Here is an 18826-nt window from a genome sequence, read left to right as displayed (position 1 = left end):
GCCGCGGCGCCCGCCGCCGCCCCCACGCGCCCGCCGCGGGGGATGATGGACGCATGGCGTCTCCGCTCCACCCCCGCACCCCGTCCGCCCTCCGTCGCGCCGCGCTCGCCGCGGGCGCCGCCGTGCTCGTCGTCGGGGGCGCGCTGATCCCCGCCGGCGCCGCGTCCGCGCACGACCGGCTGGTCGGATCCACGCCCGCCGCCGACGCCACCGTCACGGTCGAGCCCGGCAGCATCGCGCTCGACTTCAGCGACGACCTCCTCGCGCTCGACGCGCAGGCCACGGGCTTCGCGATCCAGGTCGTCAACGCCTCCGACGGCTCGTTCCACGAGGACGGCTGCGTGACGATCGACGGATCCACCGCCACCAGCCGCATCGCGCTCGGAACGGCCGGCACCTACCAGGTCGCCTGGCGCGCGGTCTCGAGCGACAGCCACCCCATCGACGGCAGCTACTCCTTCACCTACGCGCCCGCGGGCGACACGGTCGGCGGCCCGGCGATCCTCCAGGCCCCGGCCTGCGGCGACGCCTGGGCGGGCAGCGCGCCCACCGCGACGCCCGAGCCCGAGGGCGCCATGACCACCCAGGGCGGCGGATCCGCGGCCCCCGCGCCCACGACCGATGCGCGGTCCGGCGAGTCCGTGCCGCTCGCGGACGCCGCGGAGACGACGCCCGTGTGGGTCTTCGTGCTCATCGGACTCGTGATCCTCGGGGCCGCCGCGCTCGTCGTGCTCGGCGTCGTGCGCCGGTCGTCGCGGCGCTTCCCGGGTGAGGACGGTCGGAGCGTCGGCGGGCCGACGGACGGCGCCGACGACCCGCGTTAGGCCGGGTCATCCGCGCCCGACCGCGCCGGCGAGGAGCGTCAGGCCTCGTCGTCCGCGCCGAGCGCGCGGCGGAGCGCCGTGAGGTCGTCCCCGTCGAGCGTTCCGGCGAAGCGCAGGAGCGCCGCCTCGCGGTCCTTCGTGGCCGCGAGCGCGCCCGACATGAGCGACGCCGCGTGGTCCGTGCGGGACCGCGCGGGCGCGAACTCGAGCGCGCGCGCCTCGTCGGACCGGGTCACGAGGCCCTTCTGGCCGAGCCGCTCCAGCACCGTGAGCACCGTCGTGAGCGCGGGCCGCGGATCCGGGATGCGGGCTACGACGTCCTTGGCCGTGAGCGGCTCGTCGGCGTCCCAGAGCGCGTCCATGATGGCGGCCTCGAGCTCGCCGCGGGGGCGCTGGCGTCCGATCGGCACGGCGGGCTCCCCTCGGGTCGGATGGTGGGCGGGAAGTGTCGATCCTAGCTCCGCCGCGCGCCCGGGACGCCGCCCCGCTCGGTGCCGCCCCGCTCGGCGCCGTGCCGCCCCGGTCAGGCGCCGTGCCGCTCGATCGGGCACGATGGGAGCATGACCGATTCACAGGACCGAGAGCCCACCCCCCTCGAGCAGGCCATCGCGCGCGGCCAGGCCGGCGAGTCCGACATGACCGCCGTCCTCACGGAGTTCATCAACACCGTGGTCGTGGTGCCCACCGCCACGCCCCTGACCCCCGAGACCGACCAGCTCCAGCCGGTCCTCTTCGACCGCGACGGCGTGCCCATGCTGGCCGCCTTCACGCACGAGGACCGCATCGACGAGAAGGTCACGAGCGTCGCCGACCACGTCGCCACCATCCCCGCCGCCGAGCTCGTGCAGGCGATCCCCGAGGGCACCGGCCTCGTCATCAACGTCGGCACCACGGACGGCTTCGAGATGATGCCCGAGGGCGTCGCGCAGCTCGCCGACGACGTGCGCCGCGTCATCGACCAGGACGAGGACGGCCAGCCCGGCACGACGGCCCCCGCCGCGCCGTCGCCCGACGCGATCTAGAGGACCGCTCGACCCGACCGTCCGACGCCGCCGCATCCACCCGGATGCGGCGGCGTCGTCGCGTCCGGCCCGGGCATCACGACGCCGGGCGCACGCGGGATCGTCACACGCCCGAAACGTCCCGCTCGATATGCTGGGCCGGTAACACGGCCGCGCACGCATCGCGGGAGAGCTCCTCCGGGAGCACCGAAGGAGCAAGCCTCCCCGCCAATCTCTCAGGTCCACGTACCGCGATGCACTGGCCACTCTGAAAAGCAGTCGTCCCGCACGGCTCGCCCACGGTGAAAGCACCCTCCTCGGACGGCGCGAAGCTCTCAGGCACATGACAGAGGGGGAGTCCCGCATCCGGCGTCCGCGCCGGTCACGACCGGAGGACTCCATGACCGACGCACCCGCCCCCGCCGCGGCGACCGGCGCCCCGCCCCGCCGATCCCCGCTGCACGCCGTGCACGAGGCCGCCGGCGCCTCCTTCACCGACTTCGCCGGCTGGCTCATGCCCGTCCGCTACACGAGCGACCTCGCCGAGCACCGCGCCGTGCGCGAGGCCGCGGGCATCTTCGACATCTCGCACATGGCCGAGATCGCCGTGGAGGGGGAGGGCGCCGCCCGGTTCCTCGACTCCGTGCTCGCGGGCAAGCTCTCCGCCATCGCCGAGTGGCAGGCGAAGTACACGCTGCTGCTGGATCCCTCGGGCGGCATCGTCGACGACCTCATCGTCTACCGCACGGGCGAGGAGTCCTTCCTCGTCGTCGCCAACGCGGGCAACCACGATCCCGTGCTCGCCGTCCTCGCCGAGGCCGCCCGGGGACGGGACGACGTGGAGGTCGACGACGCGAGCGACGACGTCGCGCTCATCGCCGTGCAGGGCCCGGTCTCCCGCGCGATCCTGGAGGCCACCGCCGGGCTCGAGACCGCGACGCCGCTCGAGGCGCTCCGCTACTACCGCGCGACGCCCGCGCGCTTCGCCGGCCAGGACGTGCTCGTCGCCCGCACCGGCTACACGGGCGAGGACGGCTACGAGCTGTACGTCGCCACCGAGGACGCCGTCGCCCTGTGGGAGGCGCTCGTCGCCGCCGGCGCGCCGCTCGGCCTCCTGCCCACCGGCCTCGCCTGCCGCGACACGCTCCGCCTCGAGGCGGGCATGCCGCTCTACGGCCACGAGCTCGGCCTCCACACGCTCCCGGTGCAGGCCGGCCTCGGCAAGGTGGTCGCGCTCGCCAAGGAGGGGGACTTCCTCGGCCGCGCGGCGATCGAGAAGGGCCCGGACCCCGCGGCCCGCGTGCTCGTCGGCCTCGTCACCGAGGGGCGCCGCGCACCCCGCGCCGACTACCCCGTCTACGCCGAGGAGGTCGCGGGCGACTCCGCCGACGCCCTCGAGGCCGTGATGGACGCGACCGAGGGCGCCGTGCCGCCCGTCGGCCTCGTCACGAGCGGCGCCCTGTCGCCCACGCTCGGCCACCCCGTCGCCATGGCGTACGTGGATCCCGCGCTCGCCGCCCCCGGCACGCGCCTCACCGTCGACGTCCGCGGCACGCGCGTGCCCGCCACCGTCGTGACCCTCCCCTTCTACTCGCGAAAGGCCCTCGCATGACCGATCAGACCAGCCTCCAGTACACGGCCGAGCACGAGTGGGTGCAGGTCGACGGCGACGTCGCGACCGTCGGCATCACGGCCTACGCCGCCGACAAGCTCGGCGACGTCGTCTTCGTCGAGCTGCCCGCCGTGGGCGACGAGCTCGCGGGCGGCGAGGTCGTCGGCGAGATCGAGTCGACCAAGTCGGTCGGCGAGCTCTTCGCGCCCATCGACGGCACGGTCACCGAGGTCAACGAGGAGGTCGTCGCCTCGCCCGACCTCGTGAACAGCGACCCGTTCGGATCCGGCTGGCTCGTGAAGGTGCGCTTCGAGCAGCTGCCCACGCTCCTCAGCCACGACGAGTACGTCGCGCTGGTGGGCGAGTGACCGCCGTCGACGCCGGCACCCGCCCGGCCACGCCCGCGCCCGACGCGGCGCCCGACATCGCGGAGGAGTCCTCGACCTTCGCGCCCGGCGCGTTCGGCGCCCGCCACATCGGCATCGACTCCGAGGCCCGCGCCACCATGCTCGGCGTCCTCGGCCACGACTCGATCCCGTCGCTCCTCGCGAAGGCCGTGCCCGAGTCGATCCAGGTCGACCGCTTCCGCACCGAGGGCGACTCCGTGCTGCCCGAGGCGGCCACCGAGCGCGACGCCCTCGCCGAGCTCCGACGCATCGCGGGCCGCAACCGCGTGCGCACCTCGATGATCGGCCTCGGCTACCACGACACCATCACGCCCGCGGTCATCACCCGCAACGTGCTCGAGAACCCGAGCTGGTACACGGCCTACACGCCGTACCAGCCGGAGATCTCGCAGGGCCGCCTCGAGGCGCTCATCAACTTCCAGACGATGGTGGCCGAGCTCTCCGGGCTGGCCACCGCGAACGCGTCCATGCTCGACGAGTCCACCGCGGTCGTGGAGGGCATGCTGCTCGCGCGTCGCGCCTCCAAGGCCAAGACGCCCGTGTTCCTCATCGACGCCGACGCCCTGCCGCAGACGCGCGCCCTCCTCGACAGCCGTGCCGCCGCGCTCGGCATCGAACTGGTCGCGCACGACCTCGCCACGGTGGATCCCGCGGAGCTGCCCGACGCGTTCGGCGCCTTCATCCAGTACCCCGGAGCCTCCGGCCGCGTCTTCGACCCCAGCGCCGTCATCGCGCGCGTGCACGCGGCGGGCGGCCTCGCGGTCGTCGCGGCCGACCTGCTCGCCCTCACGGTCATCACGTCGCCCGGCGAGCTCGGCGCGGACATCGCGGTCGGCACCTCGCAGCGCTTCGGCGTGCCCATGGGCTTCGGCGGTCCGCACGCGGGCTACCTCGCCGTGCGCTCCGGGCTCGAGCGCCAGATGCCCGGCCGCCTCGTGGGCGTCAGCCAGGACGCGGCCGGCCACCCCGCCTACCGCCTCTCGCTGCAGACCCGCGAGCAGCACATCCGCCGCGAGAAGGCCACCAGCAACATCTGCACCGCGCAGGTGCTCCTCGCCGTGATGGCCTCGATGTACGCGGTGTACCACGGGCCGAAGGGCCTCCGCGTGATCGCGCGCCAGGCCAACCGGGGCGCCCGCCGCCTCGTCCGCTCGCTCGCCACGGTGGGCGTCGAGCCGCTGCAGGCCGCGTTCTTCGACACCGTGCGCGTCTCCGTGCCCGGCCGCGCCGACGCGATCCTCGCGGCCGCCGCCGCGGGAGGGGTCAACCTGCTCCGCGTCGACGCCGACACGATCGGCTTCAGCGTCGACGAGGCCACGCGCGTCGAGGACCTCGCCGTCGTCGCGCGCGCGTTCGGCGCCGAGCTCGCGGATGACGAGGGCGCGACCGGCGACCTGTCGTCGATCCCGCACGGCTCGATCCGCACGAGCGAGTACCTCACGCACGCCGTCTTCTCCACGCACCGCTCCGAGACCGGCATGATGCGCTACCTCAAGCGCCTCTCCGACAAGGACTACGCGCTCGACCGCGGCATGATCCCGCTCGGCTCCTGCACCATGAAGCTCAACGCGGCCACCGAGATGGAGGCGGTGACCTGGCCCGAGTTCCAGGCCATCCACCCCTTCGCGCCCGCGGACGACGTCGAGGGCTACCTCGAGCTCGTGCTCCAGCTGGAGACCTGGCTCGCCGACGTCACCGGCTACGACACCGTGAGCCTCCAGCCGAACGCCGGCAGCCAGGGCGAGCTCGCGGGCCTCCTCGCGATCCGCGGCTACCACCTCGCCAACGGCGACACCCAGCGCACGGTCTGCCTCATCCCGCAGAGCGCGCACGGCACGAACGCGGCCAGCGCCGTGCTCGCCGGCATGCGCGTCGTGGTCGTCGCGTGCGACGAGCTCGGCAACGTCGACGTGGCCGACCTCCGCGCCAAGATCGCCGCGCACCGCGACGAGCTCGCCGGGCTGATGATCACGTACCCCTCCACCCACGGCGTCTACGAGCACGAGGTCGGCGCGATCTGCGAGGCCGTGCACGAGGCCGGCGGCCAGGTCTACGTCGACGGCGCGAACCTCAACGCGCTCCTCGGCTTCGCCCGCTTCGGCGACTTCGGCGGCGACGTCTCGCACCTCAACCTGCACAAGACGTTCTGCATCCCGCACGGCGGCGGCGGCCCGGGCGTCGGCCCGGTCGCGGCGAAGGCGCACCTCGCGCCCTTCCTGCCCGGCCACCCGCAGGCGCAGCGCAACGTGCACGCGCTCGTGCAGGACGGCGTGGTCTCCACGATCGAGCACGGCGGCGCCCCGGTGTCGGCGGCGCCCTACGGATCCCCGAGCATCCTCCCCATCAGCTGGGCCTACGTCCGCATGATGGGCGCCGAGGGCCTGAAGCAGGCCACCGGCGCGGCGGTGCTGTCGGCGAACTACATCGCCGCGCGGCTCCGCGACCACTACCCCGTGCTCTACGCGGGGGAGGACGGCCTCGTCGCGCACGAGTGCATCCTCGACCTGCGTCCGCTGACCGCGGCGACCGGCGTGACGGTGGACGACGTGGCCAAGCGCCTCGTCGACTACGGCTTCCACGCTCCCACGATGAGCTTCCCGGTCCCGGGCACGCTCATGGTCGAGCCCACGGAGAGCGAGGACCTCGCCGAGGTCGAGCGCTTCGTCGCGGCGATGATCGGCATCAAGCAGGAGGCCGACTCGGTCGCCGCGGGCGAGTGGCCCGCCGACGACAACCCGCTCCGGAACGCGCCGCACACGGCCGAGTCGGTCATCGCGGGGGAGTGGACGCACGCGTACACGCGCGAGCGCGCCGTCTACCCGGTGTCGACCCTCGTGCGCGACAAGTACTGGCCGCCGGTGCGCCGCATCGACCAGGCCTACGGCGACCGCAACCTGTTCTGCGCCTGCCCGCCGCCGGAGGCGTTCGCCTGATCCGCGTCTGATCCGCGGCGCCCCGCGCGCCGCATCGCACCACCGCCGAGGGCGGCGGGACCCCCGGGTCCCGCCGCCCTCGCGTCGTCCCGCCCGCTCCCGTTCACCCTCCGTTCACCGCCCAGGGTCGAAGCGTCGACAGGGGCTACCTATGGTGGACGCTGCGTCCACACGATCCGAGCGGATCCCCGACCCGGGCGCGGAGACGAGCGCCACCCGTGAGCACCCCCGGCCGGACCCTCGTGTTCGACTTCGACGGCACCGTCTCCCTCGGCGACGGGCCGGTGCTCCGCTATGCGCACCACGTCGCGGAGACGCTCTCCGGCGACGACGCGCGCACGCGCTTCGCCGCCGCCGTGACCGCAGGCCTCCGCGAGGTCGGCCGGCCCCACGGCGCGATCGACGGCTACGCGCTCGTGCAAGGGCTCGCGGTGCAGCACGACGTGCCCGAGCGGCTCCTCTCCGCCGCGTTCCTGGCGAGCCGCGCGGAGCTCGGCGGCCCGCACGCCCCCGTCGTCCCTCCCGCCGGCCTCGGCGGCTTCCTCCGCGGGCTGGAGGGCCGGGCGACCCGCGTCCTCGTCACGAACTCGCCGGCCGTCCGGATCCCCGAGGCGCTCGCCGCGCTGGGCGTCGCCGGCGCGTTCGACGAGGTCGTCACGGGCGCCGGCAAGCCCGCGGGGATGGGCGCCGTCCTCGACCGCCTCGATCCCGGTCCCGCCGCGGGCCCCGCCGCCGCCCGGCTCCTCAGCGTCGGCGACCTCTGGGTCAACGACCTGGAGCCCGCGCACGCCCGCGGCTTCAGCACCGCGCTCGTCGGACCCGCCGCGTCCGCCGACGACCGGCCCACCTACCGCGCCGCCACCGTCGCCGGGCTGTACGCGGACATCCGCGCCTGGCTCGACCGCGACCACTCGACCCCCGCCTCCCCCCTCGCCGCTGAATCCGGAAAGCAGATGCACGCATGAACAAGCCCGCCCTCCCGCTCCTCGTCATCGGGGCCGTGACCGCCCTCGCCCTCACCGGCTGCTCGTCGGCCGGCGACGCCGCCGGTGCGTCCGGCGCCGCGGACCCGACGTCCCTCACGCTCGCGCTCGTCCCCTCGCAGGACCAGGACGGCCTCGTCCAGACTGCCGCGCCGCTCACCGACATGCTCACGAAGGCCCTCGGCATCCCGGTCACCGGCGTGGTGGCGAAGGACTACCAGGCCGCCGTCGAGGCGATGGGCGCTGACCAGGCCCAGATCGGCTTCCTGCCCTCGCTGCAGCTGTGGCAGGCGAGCGACATGTACCAGGCCAAGGTCGTGCTGCAGACGGAGCGGAACGGGAACATCACGTACCCCGCCCAGTTCATGACGAACGACCCGGACAAGTACTGCGACGACGCGCCCGTCGAGCGCGACGGCATGCTGTTCTGCAACGGCGCCGACGCGATGTCGGGTCCGCAGGGGCTCGACTCCATCGCGAAGGTGAAGGGCGCCAAGGTCGCCGTGCTCGGGCCCGGATCGCCCGCCGGCTACATCTACCCGATGCTCGCGCTCAAGGACGCCGGCCTCGACATCGACTCCGACATCCAGCGGATCCCCGTCACGGCCAACGACGCCTCCGTGCTCGCGGTCTACGACGGCGACGCCGAGGTCGGGTTCAGCTTCTGGGACGCGCGCACCATCGTCAAGAAGGACAAGCCGGACGTCGGGAAGAAGGTCGTCGTGTTCGCGATGACCGACGAGATCCCCAACGACGGCGTCGCGGTCTCCGGCTCGCTCTCGCCGGAGCTGCAGGACCGGATCACGAAGGCCCTCCTCGACTACTCGGCCACGCCCGAGGGCTCCGCGGCCCTCACCGCCGTGTACTCCATCACGAAGCTCGCGCCCGCCGACCCGTCGTCGCTCGACGTCGTGGCCCGCGCCGCCCAGTCGCTCGGTCTGCGGTAGCGGATGACCGCCACCGGCTCCCTGTCGGAGGCCGCCGCGCTCGCGCCGGCCTCCGCGCCGTGGGCCGTCCGCCTCGCCGGCGTGACGGTCCGCTACCCCAACGGCGTCGTCGCGCTGAAGGACGTCTCGCTCGACATCGCCGGCGGCGAGATGGTCTCCGTGGTCGGCCTGTCCGGATCCGGCAAATCGAGCCTCATCCGCACGATCAACGGCCTCGTCCCCGTCTCCTCCGGCGAGGTGGAGGTGGGCGGCACGCGCGTCGACGGGCTCGCCGGCCGCCGGCTCCGCGCCCTCCGCGGCGACATCGGCATGGTCTTCCAGGGCTTCAACCTCGCGAAGCGCGCGAGCGTGCTCGACAACGTGCTCGTCGGCCGGCTCGCCCACACGCCCGGCTGGCGGACGTTCCTCGGGCTGCCGCGCACGGCCGATCGCGAGATCGCGTTCCAGGCGCTCGAGAGCGTCGGGATCCTCGGCAAGGTGTGGGACCGCGCGTCCACGCTGTCCGGCGGCCAGCAGCAGCGCGTCGCGATCGCCCGCGCGCTCGCGCAGCGGCCCCGCCTCGTCCTCGCCGACGAGCCGGTCGCGAGCCTCGACCCGCCGACCGCGCACGGCGTCATGAGCGACCTCCGCCGCATCAACCGCGAGCTCGGGATCACGGTGCTCACCAACCTGCACCTCCTCGACCTCGCGCGCGGCTACGGCGACCGGATGATCGGCCTCCGCGCCGGCGAGGTCGTCTACGACGGCCCGGCCGCGACCGCGGGCGACGACGTCTTCGAGGCCATCTACGGCCGCTCGATCCGCCCCGAGGACACCCTCGGATGAGCATCCGGGAGCTGCCGCCGCGTCCCGCGGGCCGATGGCGGCCGTGGGCCGCGCTCACCGTCGTGCTCGTCATCACGGCCGTCGCGATGAGCCCGCAGGTGGGCGTGGCGTTCGGGTTCGACGCCATCGCGCGCAACTGGCGGAACGGCGCCGACAAGCTCGCGCGCCTGTTCGAGCCCGACTGGGCGTTCTTCCCCCGCACCGTCGCCCCGATGCTCGAGACCCTCGCCATGGCCGTCATCGCGACCGTCGCGGGGGCCGCGGTCGCGCTGCCGCTCAGCCTGTGGGCCGCGCGCCTCACCAACCCGCACCCGGTGAGCCGCGGCGCCATCCGCGCGGTGCTCAACGTGGTGCGCGCGGTGCCGGAGCTGCTCTACGCCGCGCTGCTCGTGGCGATGGTGGGCGTCGGGGCGCTGCCCGGGATCATCGCGCTCGTCCTCTTCAACGTGGGCATCATCGTGAAGCTCGTGTCGGAGGCCATCGAGTCGAACGACCCCGGCCCGCTCGAGGCGGGGCGCGCGGCGGGCGGCACGCGGATGCAGGTCGACCGGGCGGTCGCGCTGCCCGACGTCCTGCCCGGCTTCGTCGGCCAGACGCTCTACGTGCTCGAGCTCAACGTGCGCGCGTCCACCGTCCTCGGCCTCGTGGGCGCCGGCGGCATCGGCCTCCTCATCGACGCCGTGCGCACCTTCTACCGCTACGACCAGCTCGCGCTGATCGTGCTCGAGATCCTCGTGATCGTCATCGTGATCGACCTCGTCTCGAACGAGATCAGGAAGAGGATCGCATGAGCCTCGCCGTGCCCGTCCGCCCCCGCCGCCCGGCCCGGGTCGTCGCCGCGGCGGCCGTCACCGGCGTCGTGGTCGTCGCCTGCTGGTCGGCCGACATCGCCTGGGACCGCCTCGCCGACCTCCCCGCGGAGCTCGTCCGCTACCTCTGGCTGATGTTCTCCAGCCCCGACTGGTCGAAGCTCCCGGAGGCGCTCCGCCAGACGTGGATCTCGGTGCTCATGGCCTGGGTCGGCACGGTCATCGGCGTCCTGGTCTCGGTGCCGCTGGCCTTCCTCGCCGCCCGCGGCTTCGCGCCCGCGGCCGTCCGCTGGCCGCTGCGCATCCTGTTCTCCGCGATCCGCGCCGTGCCCGAGATCATCACCGCCATCGTGATCCTCTCGGTCACCGGCCTCACGCCCCTCACGGGCGCGCTCGCTCTCGGCGTCTCGAGCGTCGGCACGCTCGGCAAGTGGGGGTACGAGTCCGTCGAGGGCGTCGACCGCGGCCCGCTCGAGGCCGTGCGCGCGGCCGGCGGCGGCTCCTGGGCGCTGATCCGCTGGGGCGTCTGGCCGCAGGCGAGCGCCGACTTCCTCTCCTTCTGGCTGTACCGGTTCGAGATCAACGTGCGCGCGTCGGCGGTCCTCGGCCTCATCGGCGTCGGCGGGATCGGCGACATGCTCACCTCCTACACTCAGTACCGGGAGTGGCCCACGGTGGGCGTCCTCCTCATCGTCGTCGTCGCGGTCACCATGTCGATCGACGCCGTCTCCGGCCGGATCCGCCGCCGGATCACCGAGGGGGCGAGGGTCCGTGCAGTGGAGTGACGACGTGGGGCCCACCACGCGCATCGCGACCGTGGTCAACGCCCTGCAGCCGAGCGAGCGCCGGGTGGTCGAGCTGATCCTCGACGACACCGAGGGCGTGGTGGAGATCACCGCGCAGGAGCTCGCCGATCGCGCGGGCGTCGCCCGCTCCACCGTCGTCCGCTCCTGCCAGAGCCTCGGCTACCGCGGGTACCCGCAGCTGCGCGTCGCCCTCACCCGCGAGCTCGCGCGGAGCGCGGCCCGCGCGACGACCTCGGGGCAGGACGCGCACGGCCCCAGCGCGCTCGGCCGGATCCGCTCCGACCTCGACGCGCTCGCCGCCGCCCTGCCGCGGGTCGGGAGCGTGCTCACCGAGGCGGAGGTGGAGGACGCGGTCGCGCGTGTCGTCGCCGCGCGCCGCCTGGTGATCGTCGCCAGCGGCCTGTCCTCGCCGCTCGCGCTCGACCTCTCCATGCGCCTCACCGCGGTCGGCCGCCCCGCCGAGTTCGTCGCGGATCCGGTCGGCCAGCAGATCGCGGTCAGCCGCCTGTCGCCCGAGGACGTGGTGGTCGTCATCAGCGGCAGCGGCGCCAACGAGCTGAGCCTCCGCGGCGCGCGGTCGGCCCGCGCGGCGGGCGCCGCCGTCGTGGCCGTCACCTCGTTCGCGACGTCGCCCCTCGGCGCCCTCGCCGACGTCGCCCTGGTGGTGGCGCCCGCGAAGGCCGGGTTCCGGCACGAGGTCGAGCACACCTCGCGCATCCCGCACGTGATCGTCCTCGAGTCCCTCGTCGAGATCGTGGCCGACCGGCTGGGCACCACCGCGGCGGACACGCGCGCGGCCGTCCTCACCATCCTCAGCGAGAACCTCAGCGACTGACGGCGACGCGGGCCCGGACGCCCTCGACCGGCGCCCGGGCATCCGCGCCTAGTGCTCGGTCGCCTTCTCGGCGCCGTGGCCGGTGAGCGACCGCACGTCCATCTCGGCCGCGACGAGCGGGTCCTCCTTGCGCGTGGAGGTCACCGTCCCGATCCAGCCGAGCAGGAACCCGACCGGGATCGACACGATCCCGGGGTTGCTCAGCGGGAACCACGAGAAGTCGGCGCCCGGGATCATCGACGTCTCCGCGCCCGACACCACGGGCGAGAACGCGATGAGCACGAGCGCCGTCCCGAGCCCGCCGTACATGCTGAGCACCGCGCCCCGGGTGGAGAACCGCCGCCAGTAGAGGGAGTAGAGGATGGTCGGCAGGTTCGCGCTCGCCGCCACCGCGAAGGCCAGCGCCACGAGGAACGCCACGTTCTGCCCGTTCGCGCCGATGCCCGCGACGATCGACACCAGGCCGATCACGACCACCGTGATCCGCGCGACCCGCACCTCGCCGTTCGCCGACACCTGGCCCTTCTTGATGACGCTGCCGTACACGTCGTGCGCGAAGGACGCCGCCGCCGTGATGGTGAGACCAGCGACCACCGCCAGGATCGTCGCGAACGCGACCGCCGCGATGATCCCGAGCAGGATCGGGCCGCCCAGCTCCAGCGCCAGCAGCGGCGCCGCGGAGTTCACGCCGCCGGGGGCCGCGAGGATCCGCTCGCTCCCGAGCAGCGCGCCCGCGCCGTACCCGAGCACCAGGGTGAAGAGGTAGAAGATCCCGATGAGCCAGATCGCCCAGACGACGCTGCGACGCGCCTCCTTCGCGGTCGGCACCGTGTAGAAGCGCATGAGCACGTGGGGGAGACCGGCGGTGCCGAGCACCAACGCGAGCGCGAGCGACAGGAAGTCGAGCTTGGTGATGCCCGTGGCCCCGTACTGGTTGCCGGGCTCGAGCACGGGCTTGTCGGCCGCGGCGGCCGCCGCGCCCAGCAGATCCGAGACGTTGAACCCGTGGATCGCGAGCACCCACACGGTCATCACGGCGGCGCCCGCGATGAGCAGGCAGGCCTTGATGATCTGCACCCAGGTCGTGCCCTTCATCCCGCCGACGAGCACGTACACGATCATGAGCGCGCCCACGACGGCGATCACGAGCGACTGCCCGAGCCGGTCGTCGATCCCGAGCAGCAGCGAGACGAGGCCGCCCGCGCCCGCCATCTGCGCGAGCAGGTAGAAGAAGCAGACCGCGAGCGTCGTGGTCGCCGCCGCGAGCCGCACGGGCCGCTGCTTCAGCCGGAAGCTCAGCACGTCGGCCATCGTGAACTTGCCCGTGTTGCGCATCAGCTCGGCCACGAGCAGCAGCGCCACGAGCCACGCGACGAGGAACCCGATCGAGTAGAGGAACCCGTCGTACCCGTTGATGGCGATGGCGCCCACGATGCCGAGGAACGACGCCGCCGAGAGGTAGTCGCCCGCGATGGCGGTGCCGTTCTGCGGCCCGGTGAAGGAGCGGCCGGCCGCGTAGTAGTCGGCCGCGGTCGAGTTGTTGCGGCTCGCGCGGAACACGATCACGAGGGTGATGACCACGAACGCCCCGAAGATCGAGATGTTGAGGACGGGGTCGCCCGTGTCGGTCGTGGGCGTCGTCGCCATCACGACTCCGGTCGCGGCGGTCACCGCGGGCCGTCCTTCCGGCGCTCCGGCGGGGTGGACCCGCGCGGCGCCTCGACCGCGATGCGCTCGCGCTCCTCCAGGTCCGCCCGGATCTCCGCGGAGATCGGATCGAAGCGCGAGTTCGCGCGGCTCACGTACCAGGTGGTGATGGCGAAGGTCGTCACGAACTGCGCGAGCCCCAGCAGGATCCCGAGGTTCACGTTGCCGATGACGGGCGTGGACATGAGCTCGTGCGCGTAGTCCGACAGCAGGACGAACGCGAAGTACCAGACGAGGAACGCGACGGCGAGCGGGAAGACGAAGCTGCGGTGCGCCCGCTTCAGCTCCCGGAACCGGGCCGAGTCCTCGACCTCCAGGTAGTCGACGGCCGGCCGGGGGTCCCCGGTCGGATGAGCGGCGTCGCCCATGGGATCTCCTCGAGATGAGGCCGCACCTCGTCGTGCGGCGTTCCCAGGTTAGGCACAGGTGCGCCGGATGCGCCAGGGCCGCGCCCCCGGTCGCATCCGGAAACCCGTCAGCCGAAGAGTCCCGGCAGCAGCTGCAGCGCGACCGGGTAGCCCACGAAGCTGACGACGTCGAGGATCAGGTGGGCGACCACGAGCGGCGCCGTGCGCCCGAAGCGCACGTAGCACCAGCCGAAGACGACGCCCATCACGACGTTCCCGAGGAAGGGCCCGTAGCCCTGGTACAGGTGGTAGCTCCCGCGCAGCACGGCGGCCACGAGGATCACGCTCCACGTCCCCATCCGGCCGTGCCCCCAGCCGAGCTCGCGGAGCCGCGTGAACAGGTAGCCGACCACGATCACCTCCTCCTGCAGCGCCGCACGCAGGGCGACGAGCACGAGCACCGGCACGGTCCACCAGTACGAGTCGAGCGCGGTCGGGACCACGTCCACCGTGATCCCGAGCGCGCGGCCGGCGAAGTAGAGGCCGAGCCCCGGCACGCCGATGAGCGCGGCGAGGCCGAACCCGGCGGCCGCGTCGCGCCCCGGGCGGGAGGCGTCGAGGCCGATGCGGCGGAACGCGCTGCGCCCCGGCTGCCAGAGCAGGAAGAGCACGAGGGCGACCGGCACGAGCGCGGTCGCGATGTCGAGCAGCTGGTAGAGCAGGTCGAACACCTGCCGGTCGTTGAGGCTCCGGTTGATCGTGGCGCTCTGCGAGCCGAGCGCCTCCGGCCGCGTGGAGAGGTCGACGATCCGGAGCACGGAGTACACGGCGCTCGCCCCGAGCGAGAGCCCGAGCACGAGGGCGATCTCGATCCGCATCCGCCGGCGGACCGCGGGCCGCGGCGCCGCGGGTCGGGCGGGTCGGGTCGCGGCGGGGGAGGGGGCGTCGGGCACGGGCCGATCCTAGGCGCGGCCACCCGCACCCCGGCTGTCGGCGGGCTCGTGGCCGACGGTGCCCCGGACGACGCGATCCGTCGTCGAGGCCGGAGATCACGCGCGATCCCGACCGTCCGGACGCACGGATCCGGACCCCGACGCGCGGATCCGCGCGTCCGAGTTACCGGTATGTAACGTTTGTGCCCAGTTTTTGCAAAGACTCCCAGCCGTACCTAGGGTCATTCTTATCTGCGCGGTCGACCGCACGCACGGTGGGTCCGCGCCATTCCCATGCACAGGAGGAACCTTGAAAATCAGACGCCTCGCAGCGGCTGGTGCCGTCATCGTCTCCGGTGCCCTCGTACTCAGCGGCTGCTCTGCGCCCGCTCAGCAGTCCGAGGTCATCGCCGGCACTGAGATCACCGTGGCCTGGAACGACCCGTTCCTCGAGTACAACAACCTGTCGGCGACCGGCAACGCCACCGCCAACACGAACATCGTGTACCTGACGAACCGGGCCTTCAACTACTACGACGACGGCCCCTCGCTGCAGAAGGACACCGACTTCGGCACGTACGAGAAGGTGTCCGACGACCCCCTGGTCGTGAAGTTCACGATCAACGAGGGCGTCAAGTGGAGCGACGGCACCCCGGTCGACGCCGCGGACATGCTGCTCAACTGGGCCGCCAACACGACGAACGTCAACACGGTCGGCGACGACGCGGTGCAGAAGGACGACGACGGCGTGGCCAAGGTCGCCGACGACCAGGTCTTCTTCAACTCCGGCGCCATCGCGGACGCGCGCCTCGGCCTGGTCACCAAGACCCCCGAGATCGGCGACGACGGCCGCAGCCTCACCTACACGTACGACCAGCCGTACGTCGACTGGGAGGTCGCGACCGGCAACGGCGTCGGCGTCTCCGCCCACGGCACCACGCAGCTCGCCTTCCCCGACGAGAACCTCTCGCCGGAGGACGCGAAGAAGAAGCTCATCACGGCGATCCAGGACAAGGACGCCAGCGTCCTCGCCCCGGTCTCCAAGGTCTGGAACGACGGCTACCGCTACTCGGACATGCCGACGGAGGCCCAGAAGACCCTGAGCGACGGCGCGTACACGATCACCGACCTCAAGGCCGACCAGTACATCACCCTGACGGCCAACAAGGAGTACACCGGCGACAAGAAGCCGAAGTACGAGAAGATCACGGTCCGCTTCATCAAGGACCCGCAGGCGCAGATCCAGGCCCTCTCCAACGGCGAGGTCCAGATCGCGTCCGGTCAGCCCACGGCCGACCTCCTCCAGCAGGTCCAGGGGCTCAGCGGCATCGAGTACAAGGGCCAGGCCGAGGGCACGTACGAGCACGTCGACCTCCAGGTCACCAACGGCGGCCCGTTCGACCCCTCGAAGTTCGGCGGCGACGCCGAGAAGGCCAAGCTCGTCCGCCAGGCGTTCTTCAAGACGCTGCCGCGCGAGGAGATCCTCGACAAGCTGATCAAGCCCCTGCAGACCGACGCCGAGCTCCGCAACTCGAACGTCTTCGTCCCCGGCACGCCGAACTACGAGGCCTCGGTCGAGAAGAACGGCTACAAGGACCAGGCGGTCGACATCGAGGGCGCCAAGGCGGACCTCGCCAAGGCCGGCGTCACGGGCACGATCGACGCCCGCGTCATCTACGGACAGGGCAACACGCGTCGCCAGCAGGAGTTCGAGCTCATGCGCCAGTCGGCAGCGCTGGCCGGCTTCAACCTCATCGACGTGAACAGCGCCACGTGGGGTGCCGACCTCTCCAGCAAGACCACCTCGTACGACATCGCCCTCTTCGGATGGCAGTCGACGAGCCTCGCGGTCGGCGAGTCCGGCCCGAACTACCAGACCGGCGGCATCAACAACTACTTCGGCTGGTCGAACCCCGAGATCGACTCGCTGTTCAAGCAGCTGGACACGGAGACCGACAAGGACAAGCAGCGCGATCTGCTCATCCAGGCCGAGACCCTGATCCAGCAGCAGGGTTGGACGACGCCGATCTTCCAGTTCCCGGGCCTCACCGCCTGGAGCTCGTCGGTCACGGGCGTCAAGCCGGCGTTCCTCTCGCCGACCTACTTCTGGAACTACTGGGAGTGGGCTCCGGCGCAGGCCGCAGCCAAGTAGCACGGAAGCAGTGAGCGCCGTCCCCTGAACGGGAGGGTGCGAGGGTGCCGAGGCCGCCTGGCCTCGGCACCCTCTCCATGTCCGTTGCCGATTCGTGATCTCCGGATCCGGCCGCGTATGCTCTCGTCGGGTCGGGTCACGAGCCCTGGCCGATCACAGAAAGGGACGTCGTCGCCCTGTGCTTACCTTCGTCTTGAGGCGCCTCGTCGCGTCGTTCTTCGTCCTCCTGGGCGCCAGCTTCATCATCTACAACCTGGCGGCCAACTCGGGTGATCCCCTCCAGGATCTGCGGGAGAACCCGTCGCCCAACCGCGACGCCCTCATCGCCGCCCGCGTCGACCTCCTCGACCTGGACGTGCCGGCGCCGCTGCGCTACTTCCTCTGGCTGGGGGGCGTGTTCAAGGTCTTCATCGGCCAGGTCGACCTCGGCCGGGCAATCGACGGCCGCGAGGTCAACGACCTCATCGCCAACGCCGCCGGCCAGACCATCCAGCTCGTGACGATCGCCACGATCATCGCGGTGCTCATCGGCGTCTCCATCGGCATGACGACCGCGCTCCGCCAGTACAGCGGCTACGACTACACGGTCACCTTCGCGTCGTTCCTCTTCTTCTCCCTGCCGATCTTCTTCGTCGCCGTGCTGCTCAAGCAGTACGTCGCCATCGGCTTCAACGACTTCCTCGTGAACCCGTCGATACCGCCGGTCCTCATCGTGGTGCTGTCGCTCGTGTCGGGCTTCGTCTGGATGAGCATCATCGGCGGCGACCCGAAGCCGCGCCTCATCGTGTTCGGCTCCGCGACGGTCATCACCGCGGCCGTGCTCGTCTACCTGCTCGTCACCGACTGGTTCGCGCGACCGGGTCTCGGCATCGTGCTCATCGGCGCCCTCGGGGCCCTGATCGCCGTGCTCATCACGTCGCTGTCCACGGGGCTCCGCAACCGGCGCGCGTTCTACTCGGCGCTCGCCATGGCCGTCCTCGGCGCCGTGCTCTGGTACCCGCTGCAGTACGTGCTGACGGTCTCCGCCCCCTGGTGGATCACGATCGTGCTCATCGTCGCGTTCGTGGTGGTCGGCGTGGTGGTCGGCTACGTCGTCGGTCAGAACGACAAGCCCATCGTCGCCCGCGGCGCCGGCATCACCGGCGGCCTCGTCGCGCTGCTGATCATCGTCGACCGGGTCATGCAGGTGTGGCCCGACTACGTGACCAACACGCGCGGCCGCCCCATCGCCACCGTCGGCGCCGTCACCCCGGGCCTCAACGGCTCGGTCTGGCAGGGCATGCTCGACAGCTACACGCACCTCCTGCTGCCGACCATCGCCATCCTCCTCATCTCCGTGGCGAGCTACTCGCGCTACTCGCGGGCGAGCCTCCTCGAGGTGATGAACCAGGACTACGTGCGCACCGCGCGGGCCAAGGGCCTCACCGAGCGCACCGTGATCATGCGCCACGCGTTCCGCAACGCGATGATCCCCGTCGCCACCGTCATCGCCTTCGACGTGGGCGGGCTCATCGGCGGCGCCGTGATCACGGAGACGATCTTCGCCTGGAAGGGCATGGGCTCCGTGTTCCAGGACGCGCTCCGCACCACCGACCTCAATCCGCTGATGGGATTCATCCTGATCACCAGCATCCTGACCGTCATCTTCAACATGCTGGCCGACATCCTGTACTCGGTCCTCGATCCTCGAATCCGGGTGAGCTGAC

General features: G+C 72.3%; 17 protein-coding genes and 2 riboswitches. Of the genes, 13 read left to right on the top strand and 4 right to left on the bottom strand.

Annotated features, from left to right (window positions below):
• Positions 1-53: 53 nt before the first annotated feature.
• Positions 54-824 carry a copper resistance CopC family protein gene (locus ACU4ZT_RS11650; protein WP_445337224.1) on the top strand — a complete coding sequence of 257 codons (771 nt, stop codon included), beginning with the start codon at positions 54-56 and terminating at the stop codon, positions 822-824.
• Between the two features lie 38 nt (positions 825-862).
• Here the strand turns inward: ACU4ZT_RS11650 and ACU4ZT_RS11645 are convergent, their stop codons facing one another.
• Entirely contained in the window at positions 863-1234 is a 372-nt protein-coding gene (locus ACU4ZT_RS11645; RefSeq protein ID WP_063072615.1) for a BlaI/MecI/CopY family transcriptional regulator, read from the bottom strand.
• Positions 1235-1384: 150 nt separating this feature from the next.
• Between ACU4ZT_RS11645 and ACU4ZT_RS11640 the strand changes: the two genes are divergently transcribed.
• The 10 genes from ACU4ZT_RS11640 to ACU4ZT_RS11595 all read left to right on the top strand — a co-directional run bounded on the left by ACU4ZT_RS11640 (position 1385) and on the right by ACU4ZT_RS11595 (position 11982).
• A complete protein-coding gene (locus ACU4ZT_RS11640) occupies positions 1385-1846 on the top strand; it encodes an SseB family protein (RefSeq protein ID WP_063072616.1) in 462 nt (153 codons plus the stop codon).
• A gap of 154 nt (positions 1847-2000) precedes the next feature.
• A riboswitch (glycine riboswitch) is annotated at positions 2001-2087 on the top strand.
• Position 2088: 1 nt separating this feature from the next.
• Positions 2089-2182: riboswitch (glycine riboswitch) on the top strand.
• Positions 2183-2225: 43 nt separating this feature from the next.
• Positions 2226-3437 carry a glycine cleavage system aminomethyltransferase GcvT gene (gene gcvT, locus ACU4ZT_RS11635; protein ID WP_445337223.1) on the top strand — a complete coding sequence of 404 codons (1212 nt, stop codon included), beginning with the start codon at positions 2226-2228 and terminating at the stop codon, positions 3435-3437.
• Positions 3434-3805 carry a glycine cleavage system protein GcvH gene (gene gcvH / locus ACU4ZT_RS11630; protein WP_445337222.1) on the top strand — a complete coding sequence of 124 codons (372 nt, stop codon included), beginning with the start codon at positions 3434-3436 and terminating at the stop codon, positions 3803-3805. Before gcvT ends, gcvH begins: the two co-directional genes overlap by 4 nt.
• On the top strand, positions 3802-6777 hold the full coding sequence (gcvP, locus tag ACU4ZT_RS11625) for an aminomethyl-transferring glycine dehydrogenase (protein WP_445337221.1): 2976 nt from the start codon (positions 3802-3804) through the stop codon (positions 6775-6777). The genes gcvH and gcvP overlap by 4 nt, the downstream gene beginning before the upstream one ends.
• Positions 6778-6995: 218 nt before the next feature.
• A complete protein-coding gene (locus tag ACU4ZT_RS11620; RefSeq protein WP_414764101.1) occupies positions 6996-7742 on the top strand; it encodes an HAD family hydrolase in 747 nt (248 codons plus the stop codon).
• The gene (phnD, locus tag ACU4ZT_RS11615) at positions 7739-8707 is read left to right on the top strand and encodes a phosphate/phosphite/phosphonate ABC transporter substrate-binding protein (protein WP_445337220.1); all 969 of its coding nucleotides are present in this window, start codon (positions 7739-7741) and stop codon (positions 8705-8707) included. Before ACU4ZT_RS11620 ends, phnD begins: the two co-directional genes overlap by 4 nt.
• A gap of 3 nt (positions 8708-8710) precedes the next feature.
• The gene (gene phnC, locus ACU4ZT_RS11610) at positions 8711-9532 is read left to right on the top strand and encodes a phosphonate ABC transporter ATP-binding protein (RefSeq protein ID WP_063072622.1); all 822 of its coding nucleotides are present in this window, start codon (positions 8711-8713) and stop codon (positions 9530-9532) included.
• Positions 9529-10323 carry a phosphonate ABC transporter, permease protein PhnE gene (gene phnE, locus ACU4ZT_RS11605; RefSeq protein WP_415318172.1) on the top strand — a complete coding sequence of 265 codons (795 nt, stop codon included), beginning with the start codon at positions 9529-9531 and terminating at the stop codon, positions 10321-10323. Before phnC ends, phnE (ACU4ZT_RS11605) begins: the two co-directional genes overlap by 4 nt.
• Positions 10320-11126, top strand: a complete 807-nt coding sequence (gene phnE / locus ACU4ZT_RS11600; RefSeq protein ID WP_445337219.1) for a phosphonate ABC transporter, permease protein PhnE — start codon at positions 10320-10322, stop codon at positions 11124-11126. Before phnE (ACU4ZT_RS11605) ends, phnE (ACU4ZT_RS11600) begins: the two co-directional genes overlap by 4 nt.
• Positions 11113-11982 (top strand): MurR/RpiR family transcriptional regulator, encoded by an 870-nt coding sequence (locus ACU4ZT_RS11595; protein WP_063072625.1) that lies wholly within the window; start codon positions 11113-11115, stop codon positions 11980-11982. The genes phnE (ACU4ZT_RS11600) and ACU4ZT_RS11595 overlap by 14 nt, the downstream gene beginning before the upstream one ends.
• A gap of 48 nt (positions 11983-12030) precedes the next feature.
• On the opposite strand, the gene ACU4ZT_RS11590 is transcribed toward ACU4ZT_RS11595, so the two are convergent.
• The 3 genes from ACU4ZT_RS11590 to ACU4ZT_RS11580 form a co-directional block, all read right to left on the bottom strand.
• Positions 12031-13629: a solute symporter family protein gene (locus ACU4ZT_RS11590; RefSeq protein WP_063072647.1), complete on the bottom strand. Its 1599-nt coding sequence runs from the start codon at positions 13627-13629 to the stop codon at positions 12031-12033.
• Positions 13630-13649: 20 nt separating this feature from the next.
• Positions 13650-14057: a DUF485 domain-containing protein gene (locus tag ACU4ZT_RS11585; RefSeq protein WP_270979466.1), complete on the bottom strand. Its 408-nt coding sequence runs from the start codon at positions 14055-14057 to the stop codon at positions 13650-13652.
• A 107-nt stretch (positions 14058-14164) separates the two neighbouring features.
• Positions 14165-14914 carry a CPBP family intramembrane glutamic endopeptidase gene (locus ACU4ZT_RS11580; RefSeq protein ID WP_414749074.1) on the bottom strand — a complete coding sequence of 250 codons (750 nt, stop codon included), beginning with the start codon at positions 14912-14914 and terminating at the stop codon, positions 14165-14167.
• Positions 14915-15278: 364 nt separating this feature from the next.
• On the opposite strand from ACU4ZT_RS11580, the gene ACU4ZT_RS11575 reads away from it, so the two are divergent.
• Positions 15279-17120: an ABC transporter family substrate-binding protein gene (locus ACU4ZT_RS11575; RefSeq protein WP_063072628.1), complete on the top strand. Its 1842-nt coding sequence runs from the start codon at positions 15279-15281 to the stop codon at positions 17118-17120.
• Between the two features lie 178 nt (positions 17121-17298).
• A complete protein-coding gene (locus ACU4ZT_RS11570) occupies positions 17299-18825 on the top strand; it encodes an ABC transporter permease (RefSeq protein ID WP_063072629.1) in 1527 nt (508 codons plus the stop codon).
• Position 18826 lies beyond the last annotated feature (1 nt).

This window comes from Clavibacter davisi (genome assembly GCF_052751415.1).
This window is presented reverse-complemented; position numbering and strand designations above follow the sequence as displayed.